This window comes from Streptomyces sp. 17_S59, assembly GCF_056930295.1.
Genome location: NZ_JBXOWD010000001.1, coordinates 3,682,975 through 3,696,396 on the forward strand (window position 1 = coordinate 3,682,975; position 13,422 = coordinate 3,696,396).

At 74.5% G+C, this 13,422-nt stretch carries 15 protein-coding genes and 1 tRNA gene; 1 reads left to right on the plus strand and 15 read right to left on the minus strand.

What is annotated here, in order from left to right; translation table 11 throughout:
* Positions 1–112: 112 nt before the first annotated feature.
* The 9 genes from AC1Z4A_RS16400 to AC1Z4A_RS16440 all read right to left on the minus strand — a co-directional run bounded on the left by AC1Z4A_RS16400 (position 113) and on the right by AC1Z4A_RS16440 (position 8,199).
* Positions 113–607 carry a Pycsar system effector family protein gene (locus tag AC1Z4A_RS16400; protein WP_483679650.1) on the minus strand — a complete coding sequence of 165 codons (495 nt, stop codon included), beginning with the start codon at positions 605–607 and terminating at the stop codon, positions 113–115.
* Positions 604–1,929, minus strand: a complete 1,326-nt coding sequence (locus AC1Z4A_RS16405; RefSeq protein WP_483679651.1) for a hypothetical protein — start codon at positions 1,927–1,929, stop codon at positions 604–606. Before AC1Z4A_RS16405 ends, AC1Z4A_RS16400 begins: the two co-directional genes overlap by 4 nt.
* Positions 1,919–4,714, minus strand: a complete 2,796-nt coding sequence (locus AC1Z4A_RS16410) for a hypothetical protein (protein ID WP_483679652.1) — start codon at positions 4,712–4,714, stop codon at positions 1,919–1,921. Before AC1Z4A_RS16410 ends, AC1Z4A_RS16405 begins: the two co-directional genes overlap by 11 nt.
* Positions 4,711–5,514 carry a hypothetical protein gene (locus tag AC1Z4A_RS16415; RefSeq protein WP_483679654.1) on the minus strand — a complete coding sequence of 268 codons (804 nt, stop codon included), beginning with the start codon at positions 5,512–5,514 and terminating at the stop codon, positions 4,711–4,713. The genes AC1Z4A_RS16410 and AC1Z4A_RS16415 overlap by 4 nt, the downstream gene beginning before the upstream one ends.
* 183 nt (positions 5,515–5,697) lie before the next feature.
* A complete protein-coding gene (locus tag AC1Z4A_RS16420) occupies positions 5,698–6,405 on the minus strand; it encodes a Crp/Fnr family transcriptional regulator (RefSeq protein WP_483679655.1) in 708 nt (235 codons plus the stop codon).
* A gap of 81 nt (positions 6,406–6,486) precedes the next feature.
* Positions 6,487–6,576, minus strand: a tRNA-Ser gene (locus tag AC1Z4A_RS16425).
* A gap of 69 nt (positions 6,577–6,645) precedes the next feature.
* Positions 6,646–7,173, minus strand: coding sequence for a tRNA adenosine(34) deaminase TadA (gene tadA / locus AC1Z4A_RS16430; protein ID WP_483679657.1), 528 nt, complete (start codon positions 7,171–7,173; stop codon positions 6,646–6,648).
* A gap of 34 nt (positions 7,174–7,207) precedes the next feature.
* Positions 7,208–7,732, minus strand: a complete 525-nt coding sequence (locus AC1Z4A_RS16435) for a tRNA adenosine deaminase-associated protein (protein WP_483683611.1) — start codon at positions 7,730–7,732, stop codon at positions 7,208–7,210.
* A gap of 200 nt (positions 7,733–7,932) precedes the next feature.
* Positions 7,933–8,199, minus strand: coding sequence for a hypothetical protein (locus AC1Z4A_RS16440; RefSeq protein ID WP_483679659.1), 267 nt, complete (start codon positions 8,197–8,199; stop codon positions 7,933–7,935).
* Positions 8,200–8,357: 158 nt separating this feature from the next.
* Here AC1Z4A_RS16440 and upp point away from each other — a divergent pair, with 158 nt between their 5' ends.
* Positions 8,358–8,993 (plus strand): uracil phosphoribosyltransferase, encoded by a 636-nt coding sequence (gene upp / locus AC1Z4A_RS16445; RefSeq protein ID WP_483679661.1) that lies wholly within the window; start codon positions 8,358–8,360, stop codon positions 8,991–8,993.
* Between the two features lie 137 nt (positions 8,994–9,130).
* Here upp and AC1Z4A_RS16450 read toward each other — a convergent pair whose 3' ends face one another.
* From AC1Z4A_RS16450 to AC1Z4A_RS16475, 6 genes are all read right to left on the minus strand, one after another.
* The gene (locus tag AC1Z4A_RS16450; protein WP_483679663.1) at positions 9,131–9,865 is read right to left on the minus strand and encodes a LytR C-terminal domain-containing protein; all 735 of its coding nucleotides are present in this window, start codon (positions 9,863–9,865) and stop codon (positions 9,131–9,133) included.
* Between the two features lie 110 nt (positions 9,866–9,975).
* Positions 9,976–10,272 carry a type II toxin-antitoxin system VapB family antitoxin gene (locus AC1Z4A_RS16455; RefSeq protein ID WP_004929488.1) on the minus strand — a complete coding sequence of 99 codons (297 nt, stop codon included), beginning with the start codon at positions 10,270–10,272 and terminating at the stop codon, positions 9,976–9,978.
* A gap of 121 nt (positions 10,273–10,393) precedes the next feature.
* Positions 10,394–10,600 carry a DUF5988 family protein gene (locus AC1Z4A_RS16460; RefSeq protein WP_483679666.1) on the minus strand — a complete coding sequence of 69 codons (207 nt, stop codon included), beginning with the start codon at positions 10,598–10,600 and terminating at the stop codon, positions 10,394–10,396.
* A 77-nt stretch (positions 10,601–10,677) separates the two neighbouring features.
* Complete coding sequence (locus tag AC1Z4A_RS16465) at positions 10,678–11,262, minus strand: HhH-GPD-type base excision DNA repair protein (RefSeq protein ID WP_483679668.1); 585 nt, start codon at positions 11,260–11,262, stop codon at positions 10,678–10,680.
* A gap of 91 nt (positions 11,263–11,353) precedes the next feature.
* Positions 11,354–12,106: an SDR family NAD(P)-dependent oxidoreductase gene (locus tag AC1Z4A_RS16470; RefSeq protein WP_483679669.1), complete on the minus strand. Its 753-nt coding sequence runs from the start codon at positions 12,104–12,106 to the stop codon at positions 11,354–11,356.
* Positions 12,107–12,175: 69 nt separating this feature from the next.
* Positions 12,176–13,189: an AraC family transcriptional regulator ligand-binding domain-containing protein gene (locus tag AC1Z4A_RS16475; protein WP_483679671.1), complete on the minus strand. Its 1,014-nt coding sequence runs from the start codon at positions 13,187–13,189 to the stop codon at positions 12,176–12,178.
* Between the last annotated feature and the right edge of the window lie 233 nt (positions 13,190–13,422).

Genomic DNA, 13,422 nt, shown 5'->3' on the forward strand with positions numbered 1-13,422 from the left:
CTGGCGCCCCGGCGCCGCAGTTCCTTCCGCTCACTTCCCTACCCCCGCTTCTTCCCGAACTCCTGCGTTCCGTGCGTCTGTTCGCCCCCGGTGGCCCCCGGGCCCGGGGCGCTCAAGCGGTCAGCAGCCCGGCGGTGACGCACACCACGCCCCCGAGCAGCCAGCACACCCCCCAGCGGATGCAGCGGTACTTCTCGGCGAGGATGTGGCTCAGGTCCACCGCCTGGGTGATCAGCCAGGCCGCCGGGTCCCCGCCCGCCTCGGCCGCCGCGGCCAGCACGCCTGCGGTGCCAGAGGCCCGATGCAGCGTCAGCACGTCGGCGTAGAAGGTGATGCCGGGCCCGGAGCGCTCGGTCCCGCTGCGCGGGAGGATCGCCCGGACGAGCTGGGCCGCCCCGAGCAGCCAGGCGAGCGCGGCCAGGGCCAGCAGGACCGTGCCCGCCGCCGACGGCCGGGCGGGCAGCCGGTCGGCGCTCACCAGCAGGGCGGGCAGTGCGAGGACGAAGGAGAGCAGCACCGACGCCTTGGTATCGGCCCGCGCCACGTCGTCCCGGACCACCGTCAGCAGCCGGCCCGCCACGAACCCGGCCCCCTGCTCCTCGGTCACCTCCGTTCCTCCTCGTCCTCGGAGTCCCAGTAGTCGCGGCGCTCCGTCCGGCGGCTGCCGGACGGGGGCCCGTACGGCGGCTCGGGGGGCTCGTACGGGCTCCGCGCCTCCGTGTCCCAGGGGTCGCGGGGGGCCTCGGCCCGGTCGGCGCCCTCGGTGCCGCGCCTCTGGTGGCCGTCCTCCTCCTCGTCCAGCCAGGAACCCGCGTTCCAGACGCGGCCGGTGCGGGCCGGGCCCTCGTCGCCCGGCCAGGGCCGGTCCACGTCGGCGTCCTCGGTGTTCCCGGCGTCCCCGGCGTGCGGACCGGGCAGGGTGCGCGGTCCGGGCGGGGTGCTGCCGCCGGGGAGGGCCGGCGGGGGCGGGACGGGCCGCGGCGGGTAGGGGGTGCCGGCGGGCAGCTGGTCCGGGAGCATCAGCGTCCGCAGGTGCGACTCCACCTCGGGGCTGGTGATCCGGCCCTGCTCCAGCATGCGCAGGAAGAACGCCCGGGTCTCGGTGCGGCCCTGCGCCTCGTCCTCGCGCACCATCCGCAGCAGCTGCTGGGCGTCCTCGAGGGTGCCGGAGGCCATCAGATAGGCGAGCCGGTCGGCGGAGCTGCCCTGGGCGATCTGCTCGAACACCGGCAGCCGTGCGGCGACGCGCCGCGCCTCGGCCTGGTCGGTGCGGGCCACTGCGACCTGGTCCAGGTGCACCTGGTCGGTGCCCACGTCGACGAACATCTCGACGGACAGGCCCACGTCGGCGCCCAGGCCCCGCCACCGGCCAGCGGCGATGTCGGCCCGGATCGCCTGGGTCACGCGCTGCGCGTCCCCCACCGCGTACCGCCCGGACACCTCCTGGAGCCGGGACGCGATCTCCGGCCCGAGGTCCTTCTCCACGTTGCGCAGCCCGCTCCTGGCGGCCCGTTCGCAGTCCGTCACCCGCCAGCGCAGCGTCACCTTCGCCCGGAAGAAGGTGGCCGCGCCCGCAGCGGGCAACTCCGTCTCGAAGGCGGTCACCTGGCGTCCGCAGGCCACCTCGCAGACGCTGATCACCCGGGCGTACCAGCGCTTGGGGCGCACCTGCACGGTCCCGTCGACGGTGACGATCTCGCAGCCGCCGTCGCTGTAGAAGACGACCGATGCGGCCCGGGTCCCGCCCTCGTGCCGGAAGCGGCCGACGGGGACGTGCTCGCGCAGCACCGGCCCGGTGACGGCATCGGGGTCGGCCGGTCCGTCCGGAGGACCGGGACGGAGCGGGCGGCCCTCGTCCGCCTGCTCGATCTTGTCGTTTCCGCCGGGTGCCGCCCGCTCCGCGTCCCGGCCGTCGTCGTCACCGTTCATGTCCGGCCCTTCCCTCCTCCCGGCCGCGCAGGACGGCCCCCACTTCGTCCAGCACCCGGTGCCCGAAGGCCGCGGGCAGCGGCTCGTCGGGCGCGGTGGTCAGCCCGTGGAGCACCCACTCCAGGCGCCGCCAGTCGCGCGGGCCGCGGATCAGCTGGGGCAGGAACCACAGCAGCCCCCGCAGCACTTCTCCGGCGTCCGCCCCGTCGGCGGCCGCGTCCTTCTCGGCCGCCCGCAGCCAGTCGCCCAGGTTGTCCATGGCCGCCTCGGCAGCCAGATGGCTGTCGAGCGTCCGCCACAGCAGCTCGGCGAGCGGGACGGCCGCGCCGGGCACCGCCACGGCGAGGGCGAGCGCCAGCGGCCAGTGGGCGCGGCGGCCCAGCTCCGCGTCGGTGTCCGCGGTCGCCGCCCGGGGCACCGCCGCGCGGGCGGCGAACCGCTGCCGCATGTCGGACCGGCTGCGGGCGGAGCCGTTCCGCAGGGCGCGGACGTGCGGCAGCCGGTCGCGGCTGCCGTTCGGGTACGGGGCCGCGGCCGCCGCCCGGGGCCGCGGCTCCTCCTCGCCGCAGGCCCCCTCCGGCTCCCAGAACTCGTCGGTGCGGGCGGCGCCCAGCCGGATCGCGCTCAGCAGCGCGAGGTCGCGGTGCTCGCCGGTCACCTCCGAGACCCACTCCCGCAGACAGGTCAGCACCTCGGCGGCCCTGCTGCCCGAGGCGAGCCGGGCCAGGGCGTACGAAGCGACCTGGAGGTGCGCCCCTTCGTCGCGGGTGCCGATCCTGCCCAGGAGTTCGACGGCGGCGCGGGTGTCGTGCTCGGTGCGCCCGTAGCCGAGGACCAGCGCGGCGGTCCAGCGCAGCCCCGGCTCGGTGCCGTCGGCCCAGTCCCGTACGACGGCGCCGACGGCACGGCGGTACGGGTCGCGGCTGCCGGTCTGGTCCAGGGCGGTGGCGGCGAAGAAGCGGCGGCGCGGGGTGCTCGCGGCGGCGAGCGGCCGGATCAGCTCGGCGAAGCCGTAGCCGATGTCGGCGGTGCACAGCTCGCCCGCCGCGACGGCGGCGCGCGTCCACACCTGGGGACGGGGGTCGTCGGCCAGCGCGCGCAGCCAGCGCACCACGGGGGCGCGCGCGGCGTGATGGCCGTGCCACACCTCGGCCAGGACGGCGCCCGCGAGCGCCTCGCCCCGGTAGTGCACGGTGCGCACCGGGACCGGGACGCCGCCCAGGCTCTCGTCCTCGCCCTCGTCGAGACCGGCGCGGCAGGCGGCGAGCAGGCCCTCCAGGTTCTCCGTGAACACCGGGCGCCCATGGGCCCGTTCCGGGTCCCGGGCGGTCAGGAACTCCCAGGCCAGCAGGTCGGCGGAGTCGGCCACCGCGCTGAACGCCTCGCCGTCGAGCACGGCGAGGGCGACGCGGAACGCCGCCTCGCGCAGCGTCGCGGCGACGGCCTCGCCCGGGCCCGCCTCCCGCTCCGCGGCGGTCCGGTCGCCGCCGCCCGCGCCCGCTCCGGCACCGGTGAACCATTCCTCGGCCTGGCGGCGGGCCACGTCCCCGCAGGCGTCCAGCAGCCGTTCCCGGGTCAGTTCGCCGTCCAGGTGGCGCACCACCAGGTCCGCGACGAGTTCGGTCTCGGAGGGGCGCAGCGCGTCGAGCCGCAGGCCCAGCGACCGGAGGAAGAGGGGGTGGTCGAGGATCCGGTCCGCCCGGTCGAGCGCCGCACTGCCGTCCCGGCTCTCGGCCAGCCCGCGGGTGAGGTGCCAGGAGAGCAGCTCGCGGGCGGGCGCGGGCGGGCAGTGCCGCCCGTACCGCCCGGTCAGCAGCGCGCCGCCGGGCGAGGACGGGGAGACCACCAGGACGGCGAAGGCGCCGCACCGGGCCAGCCCGGCCGCGAGGGCGTCCAGGTGCAGCTCCTGCGGTACGGGCCAGCCCCCGGCGGTCTCCGGCAGCTGGAGCAGCAGGCCGCCGCCGTCCGGGACGCCGGCCAGCAGGGCGGGCAGGTCGCGCACGAGGTGGGCGAGGGCGGAGGCGTCGAGCCGCCTGATCCGGCCTGCGGCGGGCGCTGCGTCCGGGCCGCCGCCGGCTTCCTCCCCGGGGTCGCTCTTCGCGGTCTTCGTGCCCTTCGCGTCCTTCGCGGTCTTCCCCGGGCGCGAGGTGAGTTCGTCGAGGAGGCAGAGCCCGGTGGTGAGCCGTCCGCTGCCGGGCGGGCCGCCGAGCACCAGGACGCGGCGGCCGCGCAGCGCGTCCTTGAGCTGCTGGTACGCGGCGGGGGCGCGGTAGACCTGGCGCAGCCGGTCCAGCTCGTCCTCGGGCACCTCGCCGAAGACCGGGCCGGGCGCCGGCCCGGCGCCCACGTAGACGTCGCCGATGTGGGCGAAGTCGAAACGGCTGCGGTCGACGATGCTGCTGTTGCCCCGGACGCTGAGGAACCTGGCCTGGGCCTGGCGGCGGGCCCGGGTCGCGGCGCGGGTGCCGCCGGGTGTGCCCTCGTCGGCCAGCGGGTCGCGCATGGCCTCGCGGAAGCGCTCGTCCTGGCGCTGTTCGCGTTCGGCCCGTTCGTCGTCCTCGTCGCCCGGCCGGTCCTTGCCGTCCGGCTCCTCGGTCCCGTCGGGCTCCTTGCCCTCCCGGTGCCCGTCCTCCCGGGGCCCGGGCTTCCCGTCCTCGTTGCCGCGGCCGGGGTCGTCGCCCGGGCGGTCTCCCCGGTCCCCCCGGTCCCCCCGGTCCCCGGGGTCCCGTGCCGGGGCGGGGGCCGCCGGTGCCGGTGCCGGGCCGTCCGGCGCGTCCGCGGTCACCTGCCGCCGCCGAAGGCGGTGGGGCCGCGGAAGGTGCCGCGGTCCACGACGATGCTGTCGCGCTGCGCGCGTATGCCGAAGTGGGCGCCGTCGCCGCCGTGTTCGGGCACCGGCCAGTCGTCGTCCGTCCCCGCTCCGTCCGGGGGCGGCTCCGTGGGCGGGGGTGGTTCCTCCGCGGCCGCGTGCGGCTCCCCGCCGTCCCCGAAGCCCGGGTCCCCGGGCAGTACGGGCCGGGGCTCACCGGGGACGTGGAACCACGCGGTGACCGGGCCCTCCTTGAGGACGAGCCGGGCGGAGCGGTAGGCCGAGGGCTCCACGAACCGGCCGCCGTGCCGGACCACCGCCGAGTGGAGCGCGTCGGAGACGACGCACACCAGGTCCCGCCCGGAGTGCGCGAGGACGTCCTTCGTCACGGTCGAGTCGGCCAGCCGGCAGACCAGGTCCATGGCCTCGCCGGACACGCCTTCGCCGTCGTGCTGCACCGGTCCGACGTGGAAGGCGACCCGCAGGCCCAGCGGCCTGGCGAGGTCCTCGTTGCCCGCCAGCAGCCGCTGGTGGATCTCAGTCAGCCAGGGTCCGACCAGCTGCACGGGCGGCACCCTGGCGTCCACGGCGGCGACGAATCCGTCGCCCCGGTCCTCCCGGTGCAGGAGTGCCGTCCCCACGCCGACCGCGGTGAAGGCCCCCTCGGCGTATTCGTAGATCCGCTGCCGCATCCGCCGCTTCGCGCCGTCCAGGTACTGGCCCGATTCCCGCGCGTCCACGCTCATCAGGAACTTGTAGACAGCACCGTCGCTCATCCGTACATCTCCGTACGCCCCTCCGATTCGGATGCCCGCCAGCATCCCCGCTCTCGCGCCTTCGGTATGTGGCCGTTTACACATCGAGATGAAACATCGGGAACGCGTCAATTACGCGCGCTCGGTGCGTGCCACCGCAAGCCCCACGCCAGGGGGTTGACAACAGATGGCACTCAATTCCCGTCAGAACGTACGGCCTTGGGGCTCGAAGCTCCCGCCCGACGCGAGCAGGCGCAGCACCGTGCGGTCCACGAGTTCGATGCGGCGCGTCCGGGTGCGCACGACGTCCGCGTCGCGCAGCAGCCGCAGCGCCTTGGCCACGGCCTCCCGGGTGGCGCCGACCGCGTCCGCCAGGTCGTGCTGGGCGAGGTCCACCAGGACGGCCTCCGCAGCCGTGGGGGAGGGGCGCAGCGCGGCCAGCTCCAGCAGCCGCGCGGCCAGGCGCTGGAGCACGGTGAGCGAGGCGAGCGAGCGGCGCTCCGCGTCGGCGCTGCGCAGCCGGGCCGCGAGCTGCGCCATCAGCAGCCCGTTGGCCTGCGGCTCGGCCGTGACGAAGCGGCGGAACCGGTCCGCGGTGAGCACCCGCGCCCGCACCGGCCCGAGCGCGGTGGCCGTGGCGCTGCGCGGCGAGCCGTCGAGCATCGCCATCTCGCCGATCAGCTCCCCGGGGCCGCGCAGCGCCAGGATGAGCCGGGCCGGGCCGCGCTCGGTCGTCGTCGAGACGACCGCCCAGCCCTCCAGGAGCACCAGCACATGGGTGTCCCGGCCGTTCTCCCACAGGATGTGCTGCTGCGGCTCGAACCGGCGGTCCGTGCCGAGGCGCAGCAGCGCTTCCTGAGCGCTCGGCCCCAGGGCGTACAGGAACGGCCGCTCACGTCCCATCAGGCTCATGGCTCTCCGGTACCCGCGCTCGCCCGGCCGCACGCAAAACACCCCTCCGATCCGCGTTTCCACGGACTGGAGGGGTGTTGCTGGCGGTAGCGGTGGGATTTGAACCCACGGAGGAGTTGCCCCCTCACACGCTTTCGAGGCGTGCTCCTTAGGCCGCTCGGACACGCTACCGAGAGAGAGCTTAGCGGACGGTGGGCCGTGGTCCGAAATCGGTTCCCGGGGGAAGCGGTGTGACGATGCTCATGGGGAGCGCACCGGCCCACCGGACACGCCCTGGCGCGCCCGGAAGAAACGGGTGAGGAGATCGGCGCACTCGTAGGCGAGGACGCCCTCGATCACCTCGGGGCGGTGGTTGAGGCGGCGGTCGCGGACGACGTCCCAGAGGGAGCCCGCCGCGCCTGCCTTCTCGTCGGCGGCGCCGTAGACGACCCGGTCCAGGCGGGAGAGGACGATCGCGCCCGCGCACATCGTGCAGGGCTCCAGCGTGACGACCAGGGTGCAGCCCGTCAGGCGCCACTCACCGACGGCCCGCGCGGCCTCGCGGATGGCGAGCACCTCTGCATGGCCGGTGGGGTCGCCGGTGGCCTCGCGCTCGTTGCGGCCGCGACCGATGACGGAGCCGTCCGGGGCCAGCACGACCGCGCCCACCGGCACGTCGCCGGTGCCGGGAGCCCGTACGGCCTCCGCCAGGGCGGCCCGCATCGGGGCGAGCCAGGGGTCGCGTACGGGATCGCGCTCGTGCGAGAGGTCCGGGACGGCTTCGTTCATGGCACCAGTGTGGGCGAACCCGGTCCGGGTGGCGTCAGCGGACGGCCTCCAGGACCTCGGTGCAGCCCAGCATGTCGGCGATGGAGCTGAGCGCGTCTCCGTCGAGGGCGAGCAGCTCCTTGCCGTCGACCCCCAGGTCCGACAGCAGGTGCTCGTCGCCCAGCGGCCCGGACGGCATGGCTGCGGCCGCGGCCGCGTCGTCGGCGTCCTCCTCCGGTTCGGGCTCGCCGTCCTCCGTGCCGTCGAGGTCGAGGGTGTCGAGATCGTCGGCGCCGGTGTCGTCGCGGCCGATCAGCTCGTCGACAAGCATCGCGCCGTACGAGCTGCGGCCGGCGACCGTCGCGTCCGAGACGAAGACGCGCGGGTCGTCCTCGCCGTCCACGCGGACGACGCCGAACCAGGAGTCCTCCTGCTCGATGAGCGCCAGGACCGTGTCGTCGTCCACCGCGGCCTCTCGGGCCAGGTCGACGAGATCGGCCAGGGTTTCCACGTTGTCGAGTTCTGTGTCGCTCGCTAGCCACCCGTCTTCGGTGCGCGCGAGCAATGCGGCGAAGTACACCGTGACTCTCCCACTGGTCATAGGCGGTGCCGGGTCGGACGGGGACCACCCCGCCCACTCGGAATCGTGGCAGAAACCCGGGCGTTGCGAGAGGTCTTCCGCGCTGCGTCGTGCAGCAGTCCGAAGAGATGTCCCTCACGCGCGGCCCCCTGGGGTCCGTACGGACGGCTGCGGACCGGACCGGACGGCCCGCCGGCGGCCTACCAGCGGAAGGTCCGCATTCTCAGCTGCTGGCGCATGCGGGCCGCCCGGGCCCTGCGCGGCTGCACCCGGTCGCGCAGCTCCTTGGCCTCGTTCAGTTCGCGGAGGAACTGGGCGCGCCGGCGCCTGCGGTCCTCGGCGCTCTCGGAGCCCTCCGCCGGGTCCTCCGGGCAGTCCGCCCCCGTCGCCGGTCCTGTCGGCCGATCGGGCGCTATGCGTTCCTTCGGCTCCCGCGGTTCTTCGGTTCGCCTGTCATGGCCGGCCATGGGCAGCACCACCTCGCGCCGAGGTCCTCGCCCGGCGACAGACCGGGCGTACGTGCCCACTTTCCCCCTAAGTGGTGGTTTGATGCCAGGGCGGCGACAGACAGTCGGCGGGGTACGGGCGGGAGCCGGCCCGTTAAAGCTCGGTTAATGTCGGTGTCATGCGGATCCACGTCGTCGACCACCCCCTGGTGGCGCACAAGCTCACCACCCTGCGCGACAAGCGCACCGATTCCCCCACCTTCCGGCGCCTCGCCGACGAGCTGGTGACCCTGCTCGCCTACGAGGCCACGCGCGACGTGCGCACCGAGCAGGTCCGGCTCGAGACCCCGGTCACCGCCACCACGGGCGTCCGGCTGTCCCACCCGCGCCCGCTGGTGGTGCCGATCCTGCGGGCCGGCCTCGGCATGCTCGACGGCATGGTCCGGCTGCTGCCCACGGCGGAGGTCGGCTTCCTCGGCATGATCCGCAACGAGGAGACCCTCAAGGCGGAGACGTACGCCACGCGCATGCCCGACGACCTCTCGGGCCGCCAGGTCTACGTCCTGGACCCGATGCTCGCCACCGGTGGCACGCTGGTCGCGGCCATCAACGAGCTGATCGCGCGCGGCGCGGACGACGTCACCGCACTCTGCCTGCTCGCGGCGCCGGAGGGCGTCGAGGTCATGGAGCGCGAGTTGGAAGGCGCCCCGGTCACCGTGGTGACGGCCTCGATCGACGAGCGCCTCAACGAGCACGGCTACATCGTCCCGGGCCTCGGCGACGCGGGCGACCGCATGTACGGCACGGCTGGCTGACCCTGTTCAGCCCGTCCGGCGTTTGAGGACCGGGGGGCCGGGGGCGGAGCCCCCGCCCTGCGGCGGAGCCGCATATCGGATACAGCGGGAAGGGGCGGGGTGGGGAAAGAACCGCCGGAGGCCCCGACACCGCCCCCTCAGCACTTGGCCCCAGCCGCCCCCTTCGGAGAAGGACTCGCACCCCCCGAAGGGGACGCCGACCCACCGGCACTGGGGCTGGCGCTCCCCGAGGGCGACGCATCGACCCCGCCCCGGTCCTCCAGCTCCGCCAGCACCCGATCGGCCTCCTCCTTCCCCGTCAGCCCCTTGTACGCATCGCCCAGCACAAGGTCCACATCCTGCCCCTCCCGCTGATCGCTCCGCGCCTCCGCGCCGCTCAGCTGCGTCCCCAGCACCTTCAGCGCCCCGTCGACCGCGCCGGGGGCGCCGAGCAGCACCGCCGTCCCGGTGACCTTCTTGTCGTAGTCGGCCTGCGCGTTGCCGACCTTGCCGATCCGGAATCCGCGGCGCTCCAGCTCATCCGCGGTGATCTTGGCGAGCCCCCCGCGCGGGGTGGCGTTGTAGACGTTGACGGTGATGTCGCCGGGCTTGGGCAGCTCCCTCGGCGCCCGGTGCCCGGCCGCCCGCGCCCCGTCCGGCGCGCTCTTGCAGTCGCCGTCCTTCTTCCGGGCCGCCGCGGCCTCGGTCCTGCTGCCGCCGCCGAAGACGTCGACCAGCTGGAGTGTCCCCCACCCGGCCAGCCCGAGCACGGCGGCCGTGGCGACGACGGCGAGCACGATCCTGCGGCGGTTCCGGGGGCGGCGCATGTGCGGGAACCGATGGCCCGTGATGCGGTACTTACCACCCATGCCTGGAGGGGTGAGCATGCTCATGAACGCAGCGTAGTGCGGGGTGGAGCCGCTGCCTACTAGATGATCAATGGGTTGCGCGGACCCCTACCCGAAAGGGCCAATTGCCGTCCGCGACAACTGTTCGGGCTGCCTCAGTCCAGCTCCAGCACGCGCGCGTGCAGCACCTGGCGCTGCTGCAGTGCGGCCCGCACGGCGCGGTGCAGCCCGTCCTCCAGGTAGAGGTCGCCCCGCCACTTCACGACGTGGGCGAAGAGGTCCCCGTAGAACGTCGAGTCCTCCGCGAGCAGCGTCTCCAGGTCGAGCTGCTGCTTCGTGGTCACCAGCTGGTCAAGGCGTACCGGGCGAGGGGCAACATCCGCCCACTGGCGGGTGCTTTCCCGGCCGTGGTCGGGGTACGGCCGCCCGTTTCCGATGCGCTTGAAGATCACACGGAAAGCCTACCGGGCAAGCGGCTCCCGGCGCAGCCATGGCACGGGAGCGCGAAGGTGACAATCGGCCGCATACCGGGAGTGATGGTTGGGACCTGTGAACGACGAATTTCCGTCCGCCCTACTCGGCGACCTCGGTCCGCTCCCACCACTCGTAGACGGGCAGCCTGCCCTCGACCGTCTCCTCGTGCCGCGCGGTGGCCTTGAAGTGCTCGTATCCGCCGCGGTGCGGGATCTTCAGCTCGTTGCCGGGCGGAGTGATCGGGACGATCCGCTGGGGCAGGTCCTCCGGACCGCCCTTGAGGAAGGCTTTGGCAGCTGGGCTCATGGGGTCAGTTTTCCGGCCGCCGGGGGCAGCGGCCCGGCGACGCGCCGCGGGGCCCGTACCGACCCGCCGGACACGCCCTACCCGGCTGCCTTCTTGGCAGCTCGTTTCATCTCCTGCTTGTAGGCACGGACCTTGCCCAGGGACTCGGGCCCGGTGATGTCGGCGACCGAGCGGAAGGACCCCTCCTCCCCGTACGGTCCCGCCGCGGCGCGCCAGCCCTCGGGCCGCACGCCGAACTGCTTGCCGAGGAGCGCGAGGAAGATCTGGGCCTTCTGCTTGCCGAAGCCGGGCAGCGCGGTGAGCCGCCGCAGCAGCTCGGCGCCCGTGGCGGCGTCGCGCCAGACCGCGCTCGCGTCGCCGTCGTACGTCTCGACGAGGTACTGGCACAGCAGGTGGACCCGCTTCGCCATGGAACCCGGGTACCGGTGCACGGCGGGCTTCTCGGAGAACAGGGCCGCCAGGGCCTCGGGGTCGTGGGCGGCGATCTCGTGGGCGTCCAGGTCGTCGCCGCCGAGGCGCCGGGCGATCGTGTACGGACCGGTGAAGGCCCACTCCATGGGGACCTGCTGGTCCAGCAGCATCCCGATCAGGGCGGCCAGCGGGCTGCGCGAGAGCAGCGCGTCGGCCTCGGGCTGCTGTGCGAGCCGAAGGGAGTGCTCCATGGGCCGATCGTCCCCCGGGACGGCCCCCGCCGCACACACACCGCGCCGCACACCCACCCGGGTGCCCGCTGCCGTCGGCTGATCGCCGCCGTCAGGTGATCGCGGCCAGCCGCTCCGCCAGCGCCCGCGGGTCGGCGCGCCACTCGGCCTCGACCTCGGCGGCGAAGGGGTCGGGGAAGATGTCCTCGGTGCCGGACCGCAGGCCGTCGACGGTGGCCCGGGCCACCTCGGCCGGGGTCGCCCGGGGGAAGTCGCCGAAGACGGGCTCGTGGCCGATGACGTAGTCGAGCATCGCGGTGTCCACGGGGCCGGGGAAGACGCCGTGCACGCCGATGCCGCGCGGCGTCAGGTCCTGCCGGACGGCCTGGGTCATCGAGAGCAGGGCGGCCTTGGACGCCGGATAGGCGCCCAGCGAGGGCGTGCCGCCGAAGGCCCCGACGCTGATGACGTTCACGACGGCGCCGCCGCCGTTGCGCTCGATCACGGGCGCGAAGGCGCGCATGACGCGCAGGGTGCCCAGGCAGTTGGTCCAGATGACGGTCTCGACGAGGTCGAGGTCCATGTCGAGCAGGTGGCCCACCCCGTGCGCGCCCGCGTTGTTGACCAGGACGGTCACGTCGGGCGCCGCGCCCGCGGCGGCGGTGATGCTGTCCGGGTCGGTGAGGTCCACGCGGAGCGGGACCACTCGGCCCGGGTCCTGGGCGGTCACCGGCTCCAGCGACTCCGGCCGCCGGGCCGCGGCGTAGACGCGCGCGGCTCCCTGCTCCAGGAACTCGGTGACGAGGGCGCGCCCGATGCCTCGGTTGGCGCCCGTCACGAGTACGACCGAACCCTCGATCCGCATGGTGGTTCCCCTTCGCGCGGCGGCCGGGTGGCTACCCCCTCAGGATCGCGGGTCGGCCGGGCGGCGGCATCACTCCGCGGTGGCGGGCGTGTCGTCCCAGCGGCGCTGGGCGCGGCGCAGCGAGCGGGGGTCGGAGTAGCCGAGCCGGTCGGCGAGCACCGACGCCGGGGTGCCGCCGTGCTGCAGCGCCCGCTCGGTCTGTGTCCGGCGGGCCGCGTCCAGCTCGGCGCGCCAGGTGGTGCCCGCGTCGGAGAGCCGGCGCTGGAGCGTGCGGGGGCTGACGGAGAGGCGGCGGGCCATGGTGGCGAGGGCGGCGCTGCCGTCGGTGAGGCTCTCGCCCAGCAGCCGGCGGAACCGCTCCTCCCAGGTCTCCGGTGCTGCCGGGGCCAGCGTGTCGGCGTAGCGGCGGAGGATCGCGGCGAGGCGGGGGTCGCCGGTGGGGATGGGCAGCAGCAGGTCGGCGGTGCTGAAGGTCATGGTGCCGGTGGCCTGCCCGAAGTCGAGCCGCCGCCGGGGGTCGAAGGCCTCTCTCAGCTCGGTGTGCAGGCGCGGGGCCGCCTGCCGGAAACCCACGTGCAGGGGCCGGACGGGGCGCCGGGCGGCCCCGCTGAGGCGGGCGGACAAGAGCGCCATCGAGAACCGCTCGGACAGGTCCATGGCCGGTCCGCCGTCCTGGAAGTGGCGGAAGGTGTAGGTGGTCTCCCGGTCGTTCTGCTCGGTCAGCTCCAGATGGCAGTTGGTGCTGATCAGGTGCAGATAGCGGGCGCTGATCTCCAGCGCCTCGCCCACGGTGGCGGAGCTGGTGAGCAGATAGTCGTAGAGATCCAGCGCCCCCAGCTGGTATTCACGTGCCAGGGCCATCGCGACGTCCGCGACGTCGGCCGCCCGCTCGGTCTGCTCCCAGACGGCGAAGGTGCAGCTGGAGGGGATGCGGGCGTCGGGGGTGGTCAGCGCCCAGTCGGGGAGGCCCGCGTCCCGGACGATGTGCTGCGGGTCGGCGCCGGCTGCGGTCGCCGCCACCAGGAGGAACTGGGCCACGGCGACGGATTCGTGCCGATTGTTCTCGGGGCACGGCTGTGTCATGACGACATGATCACCCCATTTGTGGCATGCCTTGTGCCGAAGGTGGCGCCTTGTGTCCTTTCTCTCAGCACCGGCGCGCATGATGCTGAAATCGCTTCGGCTCCCGGTCAGGGCATGCCGGCCGCCTCCCCGTGGCCCGTGAAACGCCGAGAAGACTTCCCCGGCCGGCCGAGGGGAGTGCGGGCAGGTACGGGGGTCCAGCCCGCGCTCCCCGGTGCCCGGAGCCGGGGATT